The organism is Terribacillus sp. 7520-G, from assembly GCF_002271665.1.
Taxonomy (GTDB): domain Bacteria; phylum Bacillota; class Bacilli; order Bacillales; family Amphibacillaceae; genus Terribacillus.
Map to the genome: position 1 here is coordinate 1 of NZ_NQFP01000056.1, position 17,122 is coordinate 17,122.

Annotated in this window: 19 protein-coding genes; 5 read left to right on the top strand and 14 right to left on the bottom strand. The window is 46.2% G+C overall.

Annotation, left to right across the window (positions count from 1 at the left end):
• Window positions 1-25: 25 nt before the first annotated feature.
• From ytpR to CHH53_RS16640, 3 genes are read right to left on the bottom strand one after another with little or no spacing between them, the layout of a single operon-like run.
• Window positions 26-625, bottom strand: coding sequence for a YtpR family tRNA-binding protein (gene ytpR / locus CHH53_RS16630; RefSeq protein ID WP_095217259.1), 600 nt, complete (start codon window positions 623-625; stop codon window positions 26-28).
• Window position 626: 1 nt separating this feature from the next.
• Window positions 627-1,448: a DUF1444 domain-containing protein gene (locus tag CHH53_RS16635; protein WP_095217260.1), complete on the bottom strand. Its 822-nt coding sequence runs from the start codon at window positions 1,446-1,448 to the stop codon at window positions 627-629.
• Between the two features lie 18 nt (window positions 1,449-1,466).
• Entirely contained in the window at window positions 1,467-1,784 is a 318-nt protein-coding gene (locus tag CHH53_RS16640) for a thioredoxin family protein (RefSeq protein ID WP_095217261.1), read from the bottom strand.
• Between the two features lie 237 nt (window positions 1,785-2,021).
• On the opposite strand from CHH53_RS16640, the gene CHH53_RS16645 reads away from it, so the two are divergent.
• Complete coding sequence (locus tag CHH53_RS16645) at window positions 2,022-4,133, top strand: methyl-accepting chemotaxis protein (RefSeq protein ID WP_095217262.1); 2,112 nt, start codon at window positions 2,022-2,024, stop codon at window positions 4,131-4,133.
• A gap of 19 nt (window positions 4,134-4,152) precedes the next feature.
• Here CHH53_RS16645 and CHH53_RS16650 read toward each other — a convergent pair whose 3' ends face one another.
• Complete coding sequence (locus CHH53_RS16650) at window positions 4,153-4,680, bottom strand: DUF84 family protein (protein ID WP_095217263.1); 528 nt, start codon at window positions 4,678-4,680, stop codon at window positions 4,153-4,155.
• A gap of 25 nt (window positions 4,681-4,705) precedes the next feature.
• Window positions 4,706-5,773 (bottom strand): M42 family metallopeptidase, encoded by a 1,068-nt coding sequence (locus tag CHH53_RS16655; protein ID WP_095217264.1) that lies wholly within the window; start codon window positions 5,771-5,773, stop codon window positions 4,706-4,708.
• Window positions 5,774-5,916: 143 nt separating this feature from the next.
• Here CHH53_RS16655 and CHH53_RS16660 point away from each other — a divergent pair, with 143 nt between their 5' ends.
• Entirely contained in the window at window positions 5,917-6,234 is a 318-nt protein-coding gene (locus CHH53_RS16660; protein ID WP_095217265.1) for a PepSY domain-containing protein, read from the top strand.
• Window positions 6,235-6,271: 37 nt separating this feature from the next.
• Here the strand turns inward: CHH53_RS16660 and trmB are convergent, their stop codons facing one another.
• Window positions 6,272-6,910: a tRNA (guanosine(46)-N7)-methyltransferase TrmB gene (gene trmB, locus CHH53_RS16665; RefSeq protein ID WP_095217266.1), complete on the bottom strand. Its 639-nt coding sequence runs from the start codon at window positions 6,908-6,910 to the stop codon at window positions 6,272-6,274.
• An 86-nt stretch (window positions 6,911-6,996) separates the two neighbouring features.
• Between trmB and CHH53_RS16670 the strand changes: the two genes are divergently transcribed.
• Window positions 6,997-7,281, top strand: coding sequence for a YtzH-like family protein (locus CHH53_RS16670; RefSeq protein ID WP_095217267.1), 285 nt, complete (start codon window positions 6,997-6,999; stop codon window positions 7,279-7,281).
• Here the strand turns inward: CHH53_RS16670 and CHH53_RS16675 are convergent.
• The 5 genes from CHH53_RS16675 to pepV all read right to left on the bottom strand — a co-directional run bounded on the left by CHH53_RS16675 (window position 7,278) and on the right by pepV (window position 12,293).
• Window positions 7,278-8,063, bottom strand: a complete 786-nt coding sequence (locus CHH53_RS16675; RefSeq protein WP_095217268.1) for a phosphotransferase family protein — start codon at window positions 8,061-8,063, stop codon at window positions 7,278-7,280. The genes CHH53_RS16670 and CHH53_RS16675 overlap by 4 nt on opposite strands.
• 164 nt (window positions 8,064-8,227) lie before the next feature.
• Complete coding sequence (locus tag CHH53_RS16680) at window positions 8,228-9,139, bottom strand: nuclease-related domain-containing protein (protein ID WP_095217269.1); 912 nt, start codon at window positions 9,137-9,139, stop codon at window positions 8,228-8,230.
• Between the two features lie 6 nt (window positions 9,140-9,145).
• Window positions 9,146-9,697, bottom strand: a complete 552-nt coding sequence (gene thpR, locus CHH53_RS16685; protein ID WP_095217270.1) for an RNA 2',3'-cyclic phosphodiesterase — start codon at window positions 9,695-9,697, stop codon at window positions 9,146-9,148.
• Window positions 9,694-10,878, bottom strand: coding sequence for an MFS transporter (locus CHH53_RS16690; protein WP_095217271.1), 1,185 nt, complete (start codon window positions 10,876-10,878; stop codon window positions 9,694-9,696). Before CHH53_RS16690 ends, thpR begins: the two co-directional genes overlap by 4 nt.
• The gene (gene pepV / locus CHH53_RS16695) at window positions 10,878-12,293 is read right to left on the bottom strand and encodes a dipeptidase PepV (RefSeq protein WP_095217272.1); all 1,416 of its coding nucleotides are present in this window, start codon (window positions 12,291-12,293) and stop codon (window positions 10,878-10,880) included. Before pepV ends, CHH53_RS16690 begins: the two co-directional genes overlap by 1 nt.
• Before the next feature lie 157 nt (window positions 12,294-12,450).
• Between pepV and CHH53_RS16700 the strand changes: the two genes are divergently transcribed.
• Window positions 12,451-12,669 (top strand): DeoR family transcriptional regulator, encoded by a 219-nt coding sequence (locus CHH53_RS16700; RefSeq protein ID WP_093728766.1) that lies wholly within the window; start codon window positions 12,451-12,453, stop codon window positions 12,667-12,669.
• 63 nt (window positions 12,670-12,732) lie between these two features.
• Here CHH53_RS16700 and CHH53_RS16705 read toward each other — a convergent pair whose 3' ends face one another.
• Together CHH53_RS16705 and CHH53_RS16710 are read right to left on the bottom strand one after the other, a co-directional pair.
• Window positions 12,733-13,455, bottom strand: a complete 723-nt coding sequence (locus tag CHH53_RS16705; RefSeq protein WP_095217275.1) for a pseudouridine synthase — start codon at window positions 13,453-13,455, stop codon at window positions 12,733-12,735.
• Between the two features lie 3 nt (window positions 13,456-13,458).
• Entirely contained in the window at window positions 13,459-15,102 is a 1,644-nt protein-coding gene (locus CHH53_RS16710) for a putative polysaccharide biosynthesis protein (protein WP_198946071.1), read from the bottom strand.
• A 108-nt stretch (window positions 15,103-15,210) separates the two neighbouring features.
• Here CHH53_RS16710 and CHH53_RS16715 point away from each other — a divergent pair, with 108 nt between their 5' ends.
• The gene (locus CHH53_RS16715) at window positions 15,211-16,479 is read left to right on the top strand and encodes a BaiN/RdsA family NAD(P)/FAD-dependent oxidoreductase (RefSeq protein ID WP_095217273.1); all 1,269 of its coding nucleotides are present in this window, start codon (window positions 15,211-15,213) and stop codon (window positions 16,477-16,479) included.
• A 49-nt stretch (window positions 16,480-16,528) separates the two neighbouring features.
• On the opposite strand, the gene CHH53_RS16720 is transcribed toward CHH53_RS16715, so the two are convergent.
• Complete coding sequence (locus CHH53_RS16720) at window positions 16,529-17,059, bottom strand: GNAT family N-acetyltransferase (protein ID WP_095217274.1); 531 nt, start codon at window positions 17,057-17,059, stop codon at window positions 16,529-16,531.
• Window positions 17,060-17,122 lie beyond the last annotated feature (63 nt).

Here is a 17,122-nt window from a genome sequence, read left to right on the forward strand (position 1 = left end):
TTTTTCATCCGGTGCTTTTTCCCTATTAAAACTCGAAAACTTGGCCGACTTCGTAGGAATCGTCCAGTACATATATCCCTTTTTCTTCCGGTGCGTTTGGCAGACCCAGTTCTTTCTGGGAGCAAATCATACCGAAGCTATCCTCACCGCGCAAGTTGCCGGCTTTGATTTCCAAGCCGCTCGGCATGATGGCTCCGACTTTGGCCACGACCACTTTCTGTCCTGCATCGACATTCGGTGCGCCACATACAATCTGAACGGTCTCATCACCAAGATCCACTTGGCAGACACTCAGCTTATCGGCATTGCTGTGCTTTTCCTTCTGTTTGACATAGCCTACGACGAACTTAGGAGTCAAATCCACCTCGAATGCATCGTCCAATTTATTTTGCTGGAAGATTTCACGAATCCTGCCGGCGAATCCTTCATCGGCCTGCACCCTGCCGGCCGTCGTGATTTTCAAGTATTCCGAAGCCTGGAATACATTATAGCCAACCAGGCCATCCTTATCGGAAATCCGGACAACATCACCGAATCTTTCTTCTTTAATGGAATGACGATCTCCTTGCTTAAGGGCGATCAGCAATACGTCACCGATTCCTTGTTTGTTATAAAAAGCTTGCATCTTACTTTTCCTCTCCCTTGGCAGACTCCGGTCTATTGCGCGCCATGATGAATACTGGCTCCAATTTCTTTTCTTCATAGATGAATGGCAAAGATGTGATTGGTACACGGCCTTCTGCGAAATATTTCATGGTTACTTGAGCTAATATATCATAACCAGTCTTATTTTCAATATCCGCCAGAATCAGGACATCCTGGTGAGGGACAGCAACAAGCACATCTCCTTTTGCATTGGCACGGAATCCTTCCAGCAGCGACTCATTCAGTATACGGCTGGCATCGTATCCATCCTGTGTTGCAATGAAATAAAAGGAGTTTCCTGCCACCCTGTCTTCCTTGAGCTCCGTGGAGAGACTTCTCGCATTGAACGCAGCAATTTCCCGAAGACGTTCGATTGTCCATCCCTGCTCTTCCATCATTTGTTCGTCGATGAGCCTGTACGACTTGCCAAGATCCAATGCATAGTAGATCCTTGTTTCTGCCGTATGTTCCGAATATACCATCTTCAGGCCCGATTTTGTCTTGGAAGGAAAAGACGTTGCCCGTATCACCGGAAAGACATGCTGTTCATTTCCCTCCAGATGCTGCTCTTCATGCATGACACGCAGAGCCTCTTTTACATGCTGTTCGAGCTCATCAAGTGCTTTTTCGCCTCGCGTCTCGTACTTGGCAATTATATTGGGGAGAGCGAGCGTCACGCCTTCCTTCGTATCCTGCCATTCCACTCGGAATTTACTTTTATCCCGATCGTAGGATGTGCGCCAAGCTGGATCCTGCAGACGATCCTCCAGTTTTCGTTTCATTTTCAAAGCCGTCATTTTCATAAGTTATACTCCTTGCAGTTATTGCGGTAAGGATTCGATGAAGGATTCGATTTCCTCTTTCGACTTACGGTCCTTGGATACGAATCGTCCGGTTTCTTCGCCATTGCTGAACGCAATGAAACTAGGAATGCCGAATACATCGTATTGTTGACAAACATCGATGAACTGATCACGGTCCACGTGAATGAATTCATATTCGCTGTATTTTGCTTCGATCCCTGGGAGTTCCGGCTCGATTATACGGCAGTCCGGACACCAATCAGCCGAAAACATCAATATTGTTTTACCTTTTTCAAGAATTTCTTTTAGCTGTGCTTCTGATTCTAACTGTTTCAACTTTAAAGCCCCCATCATCGTTTTTCTACATTTTATCAGAGCGCAGTGGCAATTGCGAATATCCTGCGCTGACTTGTCGTTCCTCCTCCCTTTAGACCCAGACAAAACTTAACGGTTCACACATCCAGGTCTAATCACCCAATATCATTATCTAACTTTTATAAATTTATTGTAAATTTAGTAAGTTATACCTATAATTAAAAAGAGCACACGACAGTACAAAAAAGGGGGCAGCAAATGCATACTATACGCCAGCGGATACGCTTGATCATGTTTTTATCACTAGCAAGCATTGCAGTGCTTGGAGCTTTTACCTATTATTATTTTCACCAGCAAAACAACATGTCGGAGAAGACGCAGCAGTATCAGGAAGCATATGTATCAAGTCAATACATCAAGGACGATATGCTGGATACACTGGATAAACAAGACATATATTTCTCACAGCCTTCCTCATCCAATGCAGAAGCCGTTGTGGGTGCCATCGAAAGTATCCGCAAGCAAGCAGCTACATATGAGGAGAATTACAAAGAAAATGAAGATTTAAAAGCATACTTTACACAAATAGGGGATAGCGCGGCTACCTACCAGGATGAGCTTGAGAAAGTGACAAGTATGAATGAAACGATCGGGTACACTTCCGATGAAGGACTCCGCAAAATCATCAGTGATGCCTCTGATGATTTCCACAGCATTGCCGAAGGTGCCGGGGATGACGTTTCTGCCGCATTGGAAACTGTCACCGAAGCCGAGAAAGGAGTCATACAGCCACCCAATGGCGAAGCTCCGGATAAAAAAGCATTCGACGAAGCAGTACAAGCGTTCAAGACAGCAATCTCGGATTCGGATTTAAACGGTGATGCTGTCAATGACATTAATTCCAGTCTATTGAAATATACATCAGCCATGTCCACGCTGACGAATACACGCAGCCAGGCATCGGAACTGGCTGCGAATTTCGAGACAGCTGCCCTGGAAGTGACAACGACAGTGGACAGCGTCGGTGAAACAGCAATAGACCAGACAAACAATTTAAAACAAACGAATGAAAAAACATCAGCAACTCTCGGCATCCTCTTGCTTACCGTCATCATTCTCAGCTTCCTTCTCGTACTTTGCACTGGCTGGCCGCTTATCCGCGCGATTTCAAACTCGATCCGTCAGCTGAAAGAGGCTGCAGGGATAATTGGAAATGGCAACCTGGCATACCGTGTGCCAATTACAACGAAGGATGAGATGGCTGAATTAGGTACTACTTTCAATCAGATGGCAGCAAAGATGGAGCAATCGATGGCGAAGGTGAAGGAAGCTTCAGAAGTATTGGACGATTCTTCCTCCTATTTGGCGGCTGCTTCGCAGCAGACAGCAGCCCAGTATGAAGAAGTGAATCAAGCAATCGGTCAAGTTGCTGGAGGAGCACAAAACCAAGCCGCTCAGCTTGAGGAAAGCAATGCTATGCTTGAGAAGGTCCGCCATGCCATCACTTCGATGAAAGCTGAAACACTGGAGGTCGAAGGGGCAATGAAGCAGGCGGAGATGGAAGGAAGCACTGGTATCCAACAAATGCAGCAGCTGCATGAGACCTCTGACAGCTTCTTGAAACTAGCTCAAAAACTGACTGCTGAAATCCAGCTTGCAGTAGAGCAGGCGAATCATATCCGCACCATTGTACAGACAATTGAAGAGATTTCAGAAAGCACGAACTTGCTGGCGCTCAATGCTGCAATCGAATCGGCTCGTGCAGGCGAGCATGGACGCGGATTCGCTGTCGTTGCCGATGAAGTGAAGAAACTGGCGGAACGTTCCAAACAGGAAGCGCAGCAAATCCATGAACTTGTAGGAGCTATGAATCAGCAAATGAACGGTTTGGCCGATGAAGCCAAAGCCTTTGACGCCTATCAGCGATTGCAGGCAGCAAGCGTTGCAGAAACGACGAATGCTTTTGAGCGCATCCACCGACAATTGAAGCAAGGTAACGCTAAGATGCAGGATATCTCTTCTTCTGTCGCAGAAGTTGCATCAAGTAATGAGACTGTGGCGGACATGCTTGGTCACATCAATCAGATTGCTGATGAAGCAGCCTCTGCAGCACAGGAGGTAGCATCATCTAGTGATACACAAGCAGAATCGATCGATATCCTGACAAACGCTGCATCTCAGCTGCAGCAGCTGGCCAAGGATTTGGCTGACGAGGTGGCTCAATTCGACCTGGGCTACATTCCGGAAGATGGATCAGGAAATGATGAAACAAAAGAAATGCCGCCTGCTTCCCATACCGACAGCCAAGAAATGGATGATAAAGAGCATGCTTTCCCTGATGATGAGCCAGAATGGAAACAAACCTCATAAACAAAGAAGGAAGCAGGACTTAATAGTCCGCTTCCTTCTTTTCATTCGCCATATAAAAGGCGTATTGACCTTTCAATAAAAGACATATATGTTCAAACATTGCCGCGCGGGACATATGGCCTTCTGTAAAGACACCGACAGCTCCATCGGTCGATGAAATATCCTGCCTGCTTGTGAATGCCCGCATGACTGGTCCCAGTTCTTCCCCTTTTCGAACCTGGTCAGCGATGAAATCCGGCAGGAGCAGCTTGGCACCACTTGCACTCCATACTTTATCCCCGACAGCCAACGCGCCCCAGTTACAGATGTAGAGTCCATCATCCATCTCCGTGACGCCGCCTTCCAGACCGATCCCCGCAGCTGCTCCAGGTGACTCGAGGCAGGCCAGGGCTCGCTGAATGGCGCCAAGGCGCGTTTCCTCGTCACTCATCGGCTGGGCGCTTACACCAGAATCAACCGCTGCACTTTCCAATGTCCATGTATCACGGAATACAGCCGAGACTGCATTTACTTTAGCAGGATTCTTAGACCCGATTATCAATTTCATGCATTGCGCTTCCTTTCCAGTCCAATCAATCGTTTGCAGTAATAAGGTCCACTGTCGACTGATCCGTTGCACGGACAAGCTTGATCAATAACTCTTTTGCAGCCGCATAATCATCCACATGGATGATACTTGCACTTGTATGTACATAACGGGATACGATTCCGATCACTGCTGATGGAACGCCTTCATGGGCCAAATGGACGCGCCCGGCATCCGTACCGCCTTTGCCGACATAATATTGGTAGTTGATATCATTGGATTCCGCAGTATCAAGAATGAATTCACGCATATTCCGATTCATGATCATCGTACCATCAAAAATACGTAAAAGCGCACCCTGCCCAAGATGACCGAAAGCTTGCTTATCCCCTCCCACATCATTTGCAGGCGAAGCATCCAGCGCATAAAAAATATCCGGATCGATCATATTGGAAGCTACTTGCGCGCCGCGAAGGCCCACTTCCTCCTGCACTGTCGCACCAGCATACAACTGATTCGGCAATGTTTCCCCAGATACCTCTTCCATCAATTCCAGCGCCAAGCCGCAGCCATAACGGTTATCCCAGGCTTTCGCCAGGATTTTCTTCTCATTCGCCATTGGCGTGAACGGCATGTATGGCACGATTTGCTGCCCGAGTTTGACACCAAGCTCATACGCATCCCGTTCATCATCCGCACCGATATCGATCAGCATGCTATCAATCGAAGCAGGCTTGCTGCGCTGTTCCGGTGTCAGCAAATGCGGCGGTGTGGAGCTTATTACCCCTGGAATCGGTCCCTCTTCCGTCATGACCTGTACGCGCTGTGCAAGCAGGACCTGACTCCACCAGCCTCCCAAGGTTTGGAATCGGAGCAGCCCATTCGGTGTGATACCCGTCACCATGAAACCGACCTCATCCATATGCCCGGCAACCATCACCTTGGGTCCAGTGCCTTTCTTTACGCCGAAGACGCCCCCAAGCTTATCTTGGATGATCTCATCAGAGTATGGCTTCAGTCTATCTTTCATAAAGGCTCGCATGAGCTGTTCATTCCCTGGTGCTGCCTGCAGTTCAGTCAGCTGTTTGAATAAATCCATCGTTTTTTGATTCATACTTATGTACTCCCTTTTTGTCAGACTATTGTATATCTATTGTAAACTATTGATCCGCAAGTTGCCATAAAGGTTGTTTCGTTTTATATTTCTTTGGCAATGAGCTATAATAGAATATAACTTATGTTGAAGAGGTGACCAAAATGGGCGTTAAGAAAACAGCAGCAATCGTAGGTGCTGGCCTTGCAGCTGGATACTTGATCCAAAAGCAGATTGCAAAACAACAAAAAGTAACTCCGGAAAAGGCGCTTAAATTCGCTAAAGAAGCATTCAAGAAAGAAGGTCCGATCAGCGGTTCTTGGATCTACATGAAACCGGAAGAAAAAGTGAAGCACGGCCTCACGTACACTGTTTACCGTGGCGGTATCTCACGTACAATCGATGGAAAACCTGCTCAATACGAGTTCTTCGTCGATGCAGAAACTGGATCAGTCATCGATGCTGTAGAAACGGCATCCTAAAAAATAAACCCGGCTCTGCCGGGTTTTTTGTTTCCTTCTATTGAAATGTGGCGACAGCACGATAGATTCGATAGCCGCGGGAGGAAAATTTCTCTTCATATTCCGTTTTTACATTCAGCGGATCATTTTCCGCATGCAAATCCAGCTTCACTTCCTGCAATATCATACCGAATCGGGAAAAGCTGGATAAACTATATTCGAACAGCTTCTGGTTATCCGTCTTGAAAATAACTTCTCCATCATCCTTCAATACGGATTTGTATTGCTCCAGGAAGGATTTATATGTCAAACGACGTTTTTCGTGCTTATTCTTCGGCCATGGATCAGAGAAATTCAAATAGATGGTATCCACTTCGTTCTCCTCGAACAGCTCACGGAAATCAGCAGCATTCTCATTCAGGAGCCGGACATTTGGAAGAGCTGCCTCGGCAGCTTTCTCCACGGCTGTTACGATGATGCTTTTGGCCAATTCGATTCCGATGAAATTATATTCCGGATGCTGAGCAGCCATACCAGTGATGAATTGCCCCTTGCCTGATCCGATCTCTACATGCAGCGGTTTATCATTACCGAATAATTCCCGCCATTTGCCTTTATGATTATTCGGTTCCGGGATCACAATATGATTATTTTCCTTCAAATAATCGTCTGCCCAAGGTTTATGGCGCACACGCATATACCTCACTCCTATTTCTGCCCTTCCCTCCTGCATAGTTTGGTGCTAAAACGCAAACGCTATCCTCAGGAAGGAGGGGAAAATCAATGTCACTTTCCGTTCAAAACCAACTAAGCCTGCTGCGGGATATCCTGAGCGAGCATTGCGAATCCTGCTGCGGGAGCAAATCCGAATGCGAGCAAATATCCCGCCTGGCCCGTTCCATCTTATCCAATAAATCAACTGATCAGCAGGAGCTGCTTGCCCTGCTTCCCAGTATCCATTCGTACAGTACTGCGGGTGAAAAAGCCGCCGATATCAATGCGCATATCACAACGAACAGAGAACAGCTCGAGGATTGGGTAGAGACAATCGACAGCTTTCAAGGTTAGCAGGTCAGTTGCTTCACTTCCATAAGCAGCTGTGCCAATTCTTTTGTTTTGCGCTCCACATTATCATCGCGCAAAGACATGATGATACGGGCTGCTTCATACCAATAAATGCGTTTAAGAAGTCCGTCATCAAGCGGCTTCCCATAAGCGTTCATCCAAGCTTCCCAATCAGGTAATCGAACGTATTTTCTCAGCAGCATTCCGATGTCAGCGGCCGGGTCGGCGATAAGGGCACTGTCCCAGTCCACCAAGTACAGCTCATCATGCTGGCTTATCATCCAATTATTATGATCGATATCAAAATGGCAGACAGCCAATAACTGATCCGGCATCTCAGGTAAGAATTGCTCCAGTCTCTTCAGTACTGTTTCCAAAGCAGGCAGCCGATCTTGGAAGCCAGCTGCTTTTTCCCGCAGCTCTTCCATTTTGGCTTCTGGCTGCAAGGGCTTTTTGCCCATCCGCATCAGCATATTCAGCATCTCGGACGAATGATGGATCTTACTGAGCAGCTTGGCCACCCGCGGATCGCTCATTTCGGAGAAAGTCAGACCGCGTCCCAGCAGCCATTCCTGTGCAGTGATCACATCCCCATTTTCCATCCGCTTTGTCCATACAAGTTTCGGCACGATCCCTTCCGCTGAAAGGACTGCCAAAAATGGAGAAGAATTGCGCTTCAGGAATAGCTGACGATCTCCGCTTTTTGCATAATAGGCCTCTCCTGTAACACCGCCAGCAGGAGCAATCTTCCACTCATTCCCCAGTATGTGTTCTAACCAATTCACCGTTCATTCCTACTTTCCTAGTGCAATCGCTCTGCATTACTAGCTGTAAACAAGCCCAGCGTGACACAAGGCAAGTACATTCCCGAACAAATTCGACAGACATACTTAAGATTACAACATTTTCTATGGTTTTATCAATATGGTACTGCTTAAAAACAGTTTATTTAACTAAAAAATTCTTCGTTTTCTCTCGTTTCCCATTCTGGGCGGGCAACAGCTTTGGTATAAGCTTGCTCCAGCAGCACTTCACTGGCGCGGAGCTGTACATGTTTCAACGCCAGCTGTTCCTGTCGCTTGGCCATCAGCCAAGCGGTATGCCTATTGGTATCGATAAACAGTGTGTTTCGAGGCTCCGTCGCAAACCTAATCTGATTTTCCCTGCTCAAGACTATTTTTTTCACAGGCAGCTCGATGTCGTGTTTTTTCAGGATGCCCTGTATCAGCTTCTCTGTCCTGTTCAAGGAAAGCATCGGATTGAGGAAGTTGGTAAACTGCCCCTTGGATTCCCTTTTCCAAGTTCGATTATCAGAAGCCCAGAATAACACATCGGGCTTATCCTCCAATACAGAAATGATCTCGATGCCTAATGGATGGATAAGGATTGTATCTGTCTCCATGGTTGTCTGCTTCACTTCGAATACGGGTTTATACATGACAAAGAATGTATCGGGGAATCGTTTTAAAAAGTAGCGGAGGACCGGATCGTCCTTGAACTTGTGATCATAAAAAGAAAACTCCCCTATGGTGGACGTTGCCCATGTCAATTGAAATTCAAAAAGCTCCTCCAGGTAATCCTGCTTCAGAGCCTGTTCCGTCGGTGCTATATAGACAGGAGCAGGATCGGGCTCCTCCATTTCATCATCTTTTTTGCTGAATACTCGAAACCATGGCTTTCTGCTTGGTTCTTCCTTCTCTTCCCCTATGATGAAGGGAGCAGGAGCAGCTTGCTTGCGCTCCCATTCCCTGTGCATTTTTCCCCAATTCTCTTTTTTCAGTTTGATGAATTGACCAGGATATCGGTAAGGATTCTGTTCATATCGTGATATATATTCATGCAGCTTGATCAATTGCGCCACACCAATTCACTCCCTCTCCAGATCTTTGACCAGTACAGGTACGTATTTCGGACGTTTACCCGGTTCGATTCGGTAAAGCGTCACCTTCTCCACCATGATCGGTGAAGCCAGACGCTTATCCAGCAGCGGCAGCTGCCCCTCTACTTTACCTGCTCCCCATTTTTTCCCGAGTGTGATATGCGGACGATACGGACGATTTTCAACCTGGAAGCCCGCTCCCTTCGTACTCGCCGTCACTTTTTGCTGCAATGCTTGTAGCCGATCGAATGGCTTTACACCGGCCCAGACGACACGTGGCTGCTTCGGGCTGCCAAACACATCGATCCCGGCAGCTTCCAAGGAAAAAGCTTTACCGAAATCTGCGTCTTGCCAGGCTTCCTTTATCTGATTCAGCTGTTCTTCTTCTGCAGGCCCAAGGAATTGCAATGTAATATGGAATTCCTCCGGTCTCGGCCATTGTTTCATCGGAACATATGATTTCAGTTCTGACTGCCACTCAGCCAACGCTGCTTGGATCGATTCGTTCAGACCGATTCCAATGAAATGATGTGTACTCATGCTATTCCTCTTTTCCCTTCTGCTGTACCCTTCATTCTTTGCACGATGAACAAGATTCCAACACCTGCGAAAGTGGTTGCAGCAAACAAAGCGTACATATGATAAACTGTCGCAATTTCCAGGATCATGCCGCCCATCAGGTTGAAGAGTGCATTGCCAAGTCCTGTTCCGACCGCAGAATAAAGCGCAATGGCTGTTGCTTGGACGGAAGAAGGAGCGGCACCTCTAATGTAAAGCAAAGCGGCAGGTACATAGAGTCCTATCGACAGCCCCTGAATGATGGTGGTGATGAAAATGACAGCTAGCGGCGGGTCGAACATGTATAAAACCCATCTTGCCCCGGATACTGCAGCACTTAATATGACAACATGGAGGACACTCATCTTCCCGATGATCCGATGGGCAAGTTTCATAAATGGCGCTTCACTGCCCGCTCCCAAAAAGAAGGCGATACCGACAGCACTTAGTGTGCCACCGGCTGCTAAAATGAATGTTCCGAAATAGAAATTATTTGCCAGGATCGGCCCGAAAATAAGGAAGTTGGAAACGAGAAAGAATAGGAATGGTTTGTTTTTACGCAAGGTGCGCAAGCCTTCCTTCATCGACACCGTCGCTATATCATAGCCTTGCCTCGGAAACCTGCGCAATGCTGGAAGCGCAAGCAGAAGGAACAGACCATAAGCAACGAAAATTACATCCAACGTCCCGACAAAATCGGTTATGTACCCCAGCAGGAAGGAAGCGGCAGCAAATCCGATCGCTCCCCATAATCGGATATTCCCATACTCAAGCTGATTGCGCTCGACAAAGCTTAAAGCCATACTGTCCGATAACGGAATGACAGCCGCCTGGAAAACCGCGATAGCCAGCATACCAAGCAATAGCAATGCATAATGGTCATAAAATAAATAAATGAAAGCAAGCGCAGCGGCAGCAGCTAATGCTGCTGCAAGCAGGCGCAATGGTTTCTTGGTATAATCGCTCAGCAGACCCCAGACAGGCTCCATAACGGTATTCACCAGCGGTATCGCAGCTACTATGAGCCCCACAAGAACAGGATCGAGCTGTTTTTCTTCTTGCAGGAAAACAGCCAGGAGCGGAAATAACGATCCATTGGATAAGAAAGCTGCCAGATAAAAATATTGTAAAGTCCGATATGTCCTTTTCGTATCTGCCTGCATTATCTATGCGCATCCTTTGTCAGCAGATATAACGCTTCTGCATAGATGGCAATGGCCCGCAGCATATCCTCAAGCAGTATGTGCTCATCTTGCTGATGGGCACTGTCCGGTGAACCAGGGAAAAGAGGCCCGAAAGCGACCCCTTTTTTCATCGCTCGTGCATAGGTGCCCCCGCCGATCGCCAAAATATCGGTTTGATCGCCTGTTTGACGTCGGTACACATCAAGCAATGTTTGAACCAGCGGATCATCCTTTTCTACATAAAGGGAAGCTAAATGAGATGTTTCCTGGAATTCGGCCCCTGCTTCTGCAAGCTGCGCAGACAATCTGGCAGTGACCGTATCATAGGCTGCTGTGACAGGATATCGAATATTCACCCCAATCTTCCAGGACACGCCATCTTTCATGCTGAATTCCCCGAGATTAAGCGTCAATGGACCAGAGACTTCATCTGAGAGTCCTAGATCGATGCCATTCCCGTGGTAATCCGCGAATTTTTTGACTAGCCAGTTCAGCTTTCCTGTTACATGGTCGTGCAGCGGAAGGGTTACAAGGAATTTTGCCAAAGCCACTACTGCATTGCTTCCTTTCTCCGGGGTGGAGCCATGGGCAGCTTTGCCGGACATGCTGAGCAGGATAGTATTTTCTTTGGTTTCTGTACTGCCGATCAACCCTTCAGCAGCAAGATGTGCTGCAAATGCTTCTTCCACCTTCTCCAGGCCCTTCCCCGAAAGAAGTGCCTCCGCTTGACCCGGAACCATATTTAGTGCCTTTCCGCCTTCGAACTGCTCCAGTCGAAGCATATCGTCTTGGTACGTCGCTGGAGGAAGCGAGATATAGCCATCGATGATTCCTTTTTCCGCATAAATGAGCGGGAAGTCCGCATCCGGGGTAAATCCGGTATCCGGCATTTCCTCGTGCTGGAAGTAATACTCCATGCATTGCCAATCCCGTTCTTCGTCTGTCCCCATGATCAGGCGAATACGCTTTTTCGGTTCATACCCCATATCCTTCAGGAGCTTCATGGCAAAATATGCTGCTACAACAGGTCCCTTATCATCCAACATCCCTCTCCCGAAAAGGCGATTTTCTGCCAATGTCGGATGGAAGGCACCATATGTCCAGTCTCCGTCGGCAGGTACGACATCCAAATGTCCAAGTACACCTACCAATCCATCTCCCTTTCCATACTCGATATGCCCCGCATAGCCGTCGACATATTTGGTCAAAAAACCATCCTTACTGCCTGTTTGCAGCATATACAAAAGTGCCTCATCTATCTTTTCACCGAACGGCTGTCTATCCGTTTTTGTCGATGCATCATATACGCTTGGAATGGATACAAGTCCATTCAATACTTCTGCATAAGCTTCCTTATAAGCTGACGCCTTTTCATACCAGTCGATTCTTTCCATTGCTGTCGCCTCCTGAATTTTTTATTAATATTCTTGTAAAGGGTAATTAACAGAAAATTTAACCTATCTCCTAGCCTTCTGTGCGTAATTGATGTAAAATACGGGTAGAAAGAGATTTAGAGCACCAGATTCTTATGTAAAACTAAGGAGTGGTTTTTTGAATCAATCAACATCCCGAATGCTAAACCGTGTAAAAGCTGTCTATCTTTACATCCGAGAAAGGGAAACAGTTTCTACTACTGAATTGGCTGAAGAATTTGGTATTACGGACCGTACGGTACAGCGCGATTTGAACGTGCTGGAGTATAACGGTTTAGTACAAAGTCCTCATCGGGGGGTTTGGTCAACGACCTCAAAAAAAGTCAAAATCTCTTGATTCAAATCGTACAACCTATGTAACATTTCTTAACCATTTAAGGCAAGCTGATCTGCAAGCAGATCAGCTTTTTTTTGTATCCTCAAACAGCCTGTCCAGTTCCTCATCAGAAAGTTCCCTGTATTCCCCAAGCTCAAGATCCTCATCGAGCTCCAAGCTGCCCATCCGCAATCGCTTCAAATAAATGACTTCCATACCGACCGCTTCGAACATGCGCTTAATCTGATGGAATTTGCCTTCCGTGATCGTTATCTCGACTTCAGAAACCGGACCAGCGTCCAGGATACGGAGAATGGCAGGCTTCGTGACATAACCATCATCCAGGGTGACACCTTGCCGGAACTGCCCGATCGTCTTTTCGGACACTTCGCCGTCGATGCGGGCATAATAAAGCTTCTGCACATGTTTCTTTGGTGATAATAGCTGATGTGCAAGTGTCCCGTCATTTGTCAAAAGCAGCAGCCCTTCCGTATCCTTATCCAGCCTGCCGACCGGGAATGGCTCAAAAATGCGATCCTCCGGCTGCAGGATATCGACCACGGTCTCGTCCCGCTTATCCTCAGTTGCCGATACCAACCCAGGCGGCTTATGCATCATCAAATAGATGAACTCCCTGTACTCCACTGTTTCCCCATTCACCTTTACATTATCTTTCTTTTCATCCACATGGATGGAAGGTGATTTGACCTGGGCGCCATTCACCGTGATAGCTCCTTGTTTAAGGAGCGACTTCACTTCTTTTCTGCTTCCGAATCCCATATTTGCAAGCAGCTTATCCAATCTCATCATTTAACCCTTCCTTCTTTTCAATAAACGATCGAGGAACCCGATACGATTTCCGAGTACTCGTTCAAGCAGCGTGGATTTATAGGATAGGATCATGTATACGCCCCCTCCAAACAAAGCACAGACGAAGATGATGACAGCCGATGCAACCTGTCCATCCTGGAATGTAATGGCAAATCCAAGCAAAAACTTGATAAGAAGCACAACCGCAGACATGATTGCCGTGAAAATCAAAATCAGCAATGTCCGCTTTGCGAGCTGACGCACCGGAAAATGCAGCACATGCTTCATCTTCAGGAAGTTCAGCACCGTTGCAATGCCGACAGCCAACGCCGTACCAAAGATGGCTCCCTTGGCTCCGAATGCATGAATAAGTGGAATGTTGAAGAATATTTTCATCAATAATCCCGCTGTTAAACTAATCACAGAGAAACGCTGTTCGTTGATACCCTGCAGAATGGATGATGTAGTTGTAAAAAGCGCAAATAACAAAGCTACGGGTGCATACCACATCATAAGCGTACCTGCTCCCAGATTTATTACTGCGCTTGTTCCATAGAAAGCTGTGTAGGCTTCATTTCCCAATAAAGCAATTCCTACACTCGCAGGAAAAATCACAAACAAAATAATTTGCAATGATTGATTAATTTGCTGCAGATATAGCTTTCTATTCTGAGAAAAGAATGCTCGTGTTATGGCTGGTACCATGGCTAGTGATAATCCAATAGATAACGTCATTGGAATGGTAATAATTTTATGACCGTTGAAGTTTATAATCCCAAAGAGTTGGTCAGCAACTTGACCGCCTTGACCAATTGCTTCCAGGGCACGTGGCATTGTAAACTGATCAATGAATTGATATAGTGTTGTAGCTATACCAGTTACCACAAAAGGACCAGCATAGCCCAACAATTCTTTAATAATAGTACGGTCCGACATAGCTGCAGGTTGAATTGTTTGTTGTCTCATTTTCTTATCAAGATGCGGCTTTCGAGCCTGCCAATATACATATAGTACTGCACATGAAGCTAGTGCTCCTATAAACGCCGCAAATGTTGCATAGCCAACTGCAACTGCAATGTTTTGATTGAAGACGTGTAAAGAAAGGTAAATGGCTAAGAGCAAAAAAGTAATCCGAACGATTTGCTCTATTACTTGGGAAACAGCTGTTGGTCCCATAGATTGGTTTCCTTGGAAGAAACCTCTGACAATACTCATAGCCGGTATAATTAAATTAGCGAAGCTGACCAGTTTTATTACATAAGCTACTGCTTCCGTTGAAAAACCGCTATCGTCATTTCCAGTACTCCAAGATGCAATTAAATCAGCGCCAAAGTACATAGCCAAAAATGCTACTATACCTGTGACAGACATAATAGAGATCCCTGTCTTGAAAACTCGCTGACTTGTCCTATAATCACCTATTCCATTGTATTTCGATACAAATTTTGAGACTCCTAACGGAATACCTATTGTTGAAATACTAATTAAAATGTTGTATGGAACGTAAGCATAACTGAATAATGCTGCTCCAGATTCCCCTACCATTGCATTGAACGGGATAACATAGATGATCCCGAGAAACTTCGACAGGAATGTAGCTGCCGTCAGCAGCAATGTCCCGCGAATCATAGTCGACAAAGCCATTATTTCACCTAACTCCTCTTTAAAATCCAATGAATCTATTTTATCATAAAGTAGACCTGATGGAAGAATTCCTTTGAATCCCATCAGCAGAAAGGAAGAACAACCAATATGAATTACGATGTAGCAGTGATAGGCGGCGGTCCATCCGGTCTCATGGCGGCCATATCGGCAGCGGAGCATGGAGCCTCCACACTTTTGATTGATAAAGGAAAGAAGCTTGGCAATAAACTTGCGATATCAGGCGGCGGCAGATGTAATGTCACGAATCGCCTGCCTCAGGATGAAGTCATCAAGCATATTCCCGGTAACGGAAAGTTTTTGTATAGTGCATTCTCTATTTTCGACAATTACGATATCATTGATTTCTTCGAAAATCTCGGTGTGAAGCTGAAGGAAGAAGATCATGGACGGATGTTCCCTGTAAGCAGTTCAGCTAAATCCGTCGTACAGGCATTGCTTAATCGATTGGATGCGCTGCATGTCCGCATCTGGACGGAAACACCCGTCAAAGCCATCCACTATGGCGAGCAAAAACACGAGATAATCCTAAAAGACGGTGAAAAGATCAGCGCAGGGGCTGTCATTGTCGCTGTAGGCGGTAAAGCAGTACCGCATACCGGCAGTACCGGCGATGGCTATGCATGGGCAAAGAAAGCAGGACATACGATCACGACACTGTACCCGACAGAAGTGCCTTTGCTCTCTTCGGCCAGCTTCATCAAACAAAAGCAGCTGCAAGGACTTGCACTGCGGGATGTAGCTGTAAGTGTGCTCAACGAAAAAGGGAAAACGATCATCACCCATCAGATGGACATGCTGTTCACTCATTTCGGTATTTCAGGACCTGCTGTACTGCGCTGCTCGCAATATGTAGTAAAGGAACTGATGAAAGGACGGAAAGAGGTCGGCATGCATATTGATGCCCTTCCTGACAAGAAAGCTCATGTATTGATGGATGAGCTTTCACAGATGATGCAAGGACAGCCTAAAAAAGCATTCCGTAACTTAGTGAAAGGCATTGTGCCCGAACGTTATCTCGATTTCCTTTTGGAACAGGCCAACATACTTCCAGATATGAAAGCAGCAAATATTTCCCGGGAAAATGTGCAGCAGTTCGTCAGCTTGCTCAAGGGCTTTACTTTCCCTGTAAACGGTTCCCAGCCAATTGAGAAGGCCTTCGTCACAGGAGGCGGTGTGTCCGTAAAAGAAATCGTTCCTACTACGATGCAGTCTAAGTTCATGCCCGGATTATACTTCTGCGGAGAAATCCTTGATATTCATGGATATACTGGCGGTTATAATATTACCTCTGCCATGGTCACTGGACGAGTAGCTGGCATGCATGCAGCATGGGAAGCTGTATCTGTTCCGAATTAAAAAATGCCCTCCATCCTTAAGGATGGAGGGTTTTCACAATGATATAGCATTACTTGTTCAAGAACCGGGCCATAAGTACAGTATCGTGAAATTCGCCGTCACTCAATCTTTTATCATTTTTCAGACAGCCTTCAATTTGAAAACCGTATGCTTCGTACAGACGAATGGCACGTTTATTCGATGCAAGAACAGATAGATTGATTTTATGTATTTCTTGCTTTTGAGACCACGCAATAATCATTTCCAGCATCTTTCTGCCTATACCATAACCCCAATACTCCTTTAAAATTGCAATGCCGAATGTAACTTGATGCGATAACCGCCTTAATTCATTACCTTCACATCTGCAATAACCAACTACTTTTCCCTTGTCACAAACAACAAGGCATAAATTGGTCAGTTCCTTCCGATCCTTGATTATCAATGCCTCGAAATCTTTCGGTGACAGATACCCTTCTCTTTCTTCTCTATCCATATATTCTGTTTCTCCATCGGTTTTCACTCTCAGCCGCGCTAAAGCTTCAGCATCTTTTATCTCAGCTTCGCGTATGACAAGGTTTCTTTTTATAGCACTTTCCATACCAGCCCCCCTTTTTCCGCAACAAAAAATCCCTGATTCAATAAAAATCAGGGATTTCGACTT

What these genes read in the sequence shown, in the direction of transcription:
- ytpR (WP_095217259.1), bottom strand. Translation starts at nt 625, where the DNA reads ATGCAAGCTTTTTATAACAAACAAGGAATCGGTGACGTATTGCTGATC.
- CHH53_RS16635 (WP_095217260.1), bottom strand. Translation starts at nt 1,448, where the DNA reads ATGAAAATGACGGCTTTGAAAATGAAACGAAAACTGGAGGATCGTCTG.
- CHH53_RS16645 (WP_095217262.1), top strand. Translation starts at nt 2,022, where the DNA reads ATGCATACTATACGCCAGCGGATACGCTTGATCATGTTTTTATCACTA.
- CHH53_RS16650 (WP_095217263.1), bottom strand. Translation starts at nt 4,680, where the DNA reads ATGAAATTGATAATCGGGTCTAAGAATCCTGCTAAAGTAAATGCAGTC.
- CHH53_RS16655 (WP_095217264.1), bottom strand. Translation starts at nt 5,773, where the DNA reads ATGAATCAAAAAACGATGGATTTATTCAAACAGCTGACTGAACTGCAG.
- CHH53_RS16660 (WP_095217265.1), top strand. Translation starts at nt 5,917, where the DNA reads ATGGGCGTTAAGAAAACAGCAGCAATCGTAGGTGCTGGCCTTGCAGCT.
- trmB (WP_095217266.1), bottom strand. Translation starts at nt 6,910, where the DNA reads ATGCGTGTGCGCCATAAACCTTGGGCAGACGATTATTTGAAGGAAAAT.
- CHH53_RS16670 (WP_095217267.1), top strand. Translation starts at nt 6,997, where the DNA reads ATGTCACTTTCCGTTCAAAACCAACTAAGCCTGCTGCGGGATATCCTG.
- thpR (WP_095217270.1), bottom strand. Translation starts at nt 9,697, where the DNA reads ATGAGTACACATCATTTCATTGGAATCGGTCTGAACGAATCGATCCAA.
- CHH53_RS16690 (WP_095217271.1), bottom strand. Translation starts at nt 10,878, where the DNA reads ATGCAGGCAGATACGAAAAGGACATATCGGACTTTACAATATTTTTAT.
- pepV (WP_095217272.1), bottom strand. Translation starts at nt 12,293, where the DNA reads ATGGAAAGAATCGACTGGTATGAAAAGGCGTCAGCTTATAAGGAAGCT.
- CHH53_RS16705 (WP_095217275.1), bottom strand. Translation starts at nt 13,455, where the DNA reads ATGAGATTGGATAAGCTGCTTGCAAATATGGGATTCGGAAGCAGAAAA.
- CHH53_RS16710 (WP_198946071.1), bottom strand. Translation starts at nt 15,102, where the DNA reads ATGGCTTTGTCGACTATGATTCGCGGGACATTGCTGCTGACGGCAGCT.
- CHH53_RS16715 (WP_095217273.1), top strand. Translation starts at nt 15,211, where the DNA reads ATGAATTACGATGTAGCAGTGATAGGCGGCGGTCCATCCGGTCTCATG.
- CHH53_RS16720 (WP_095217274.1), bottom strand. Translation starts at nt 17,059, where the DNA reads ATGGAAAGTGCTATAAAAAGAAACCTTGTCATACGCGAAGCTGAGATA.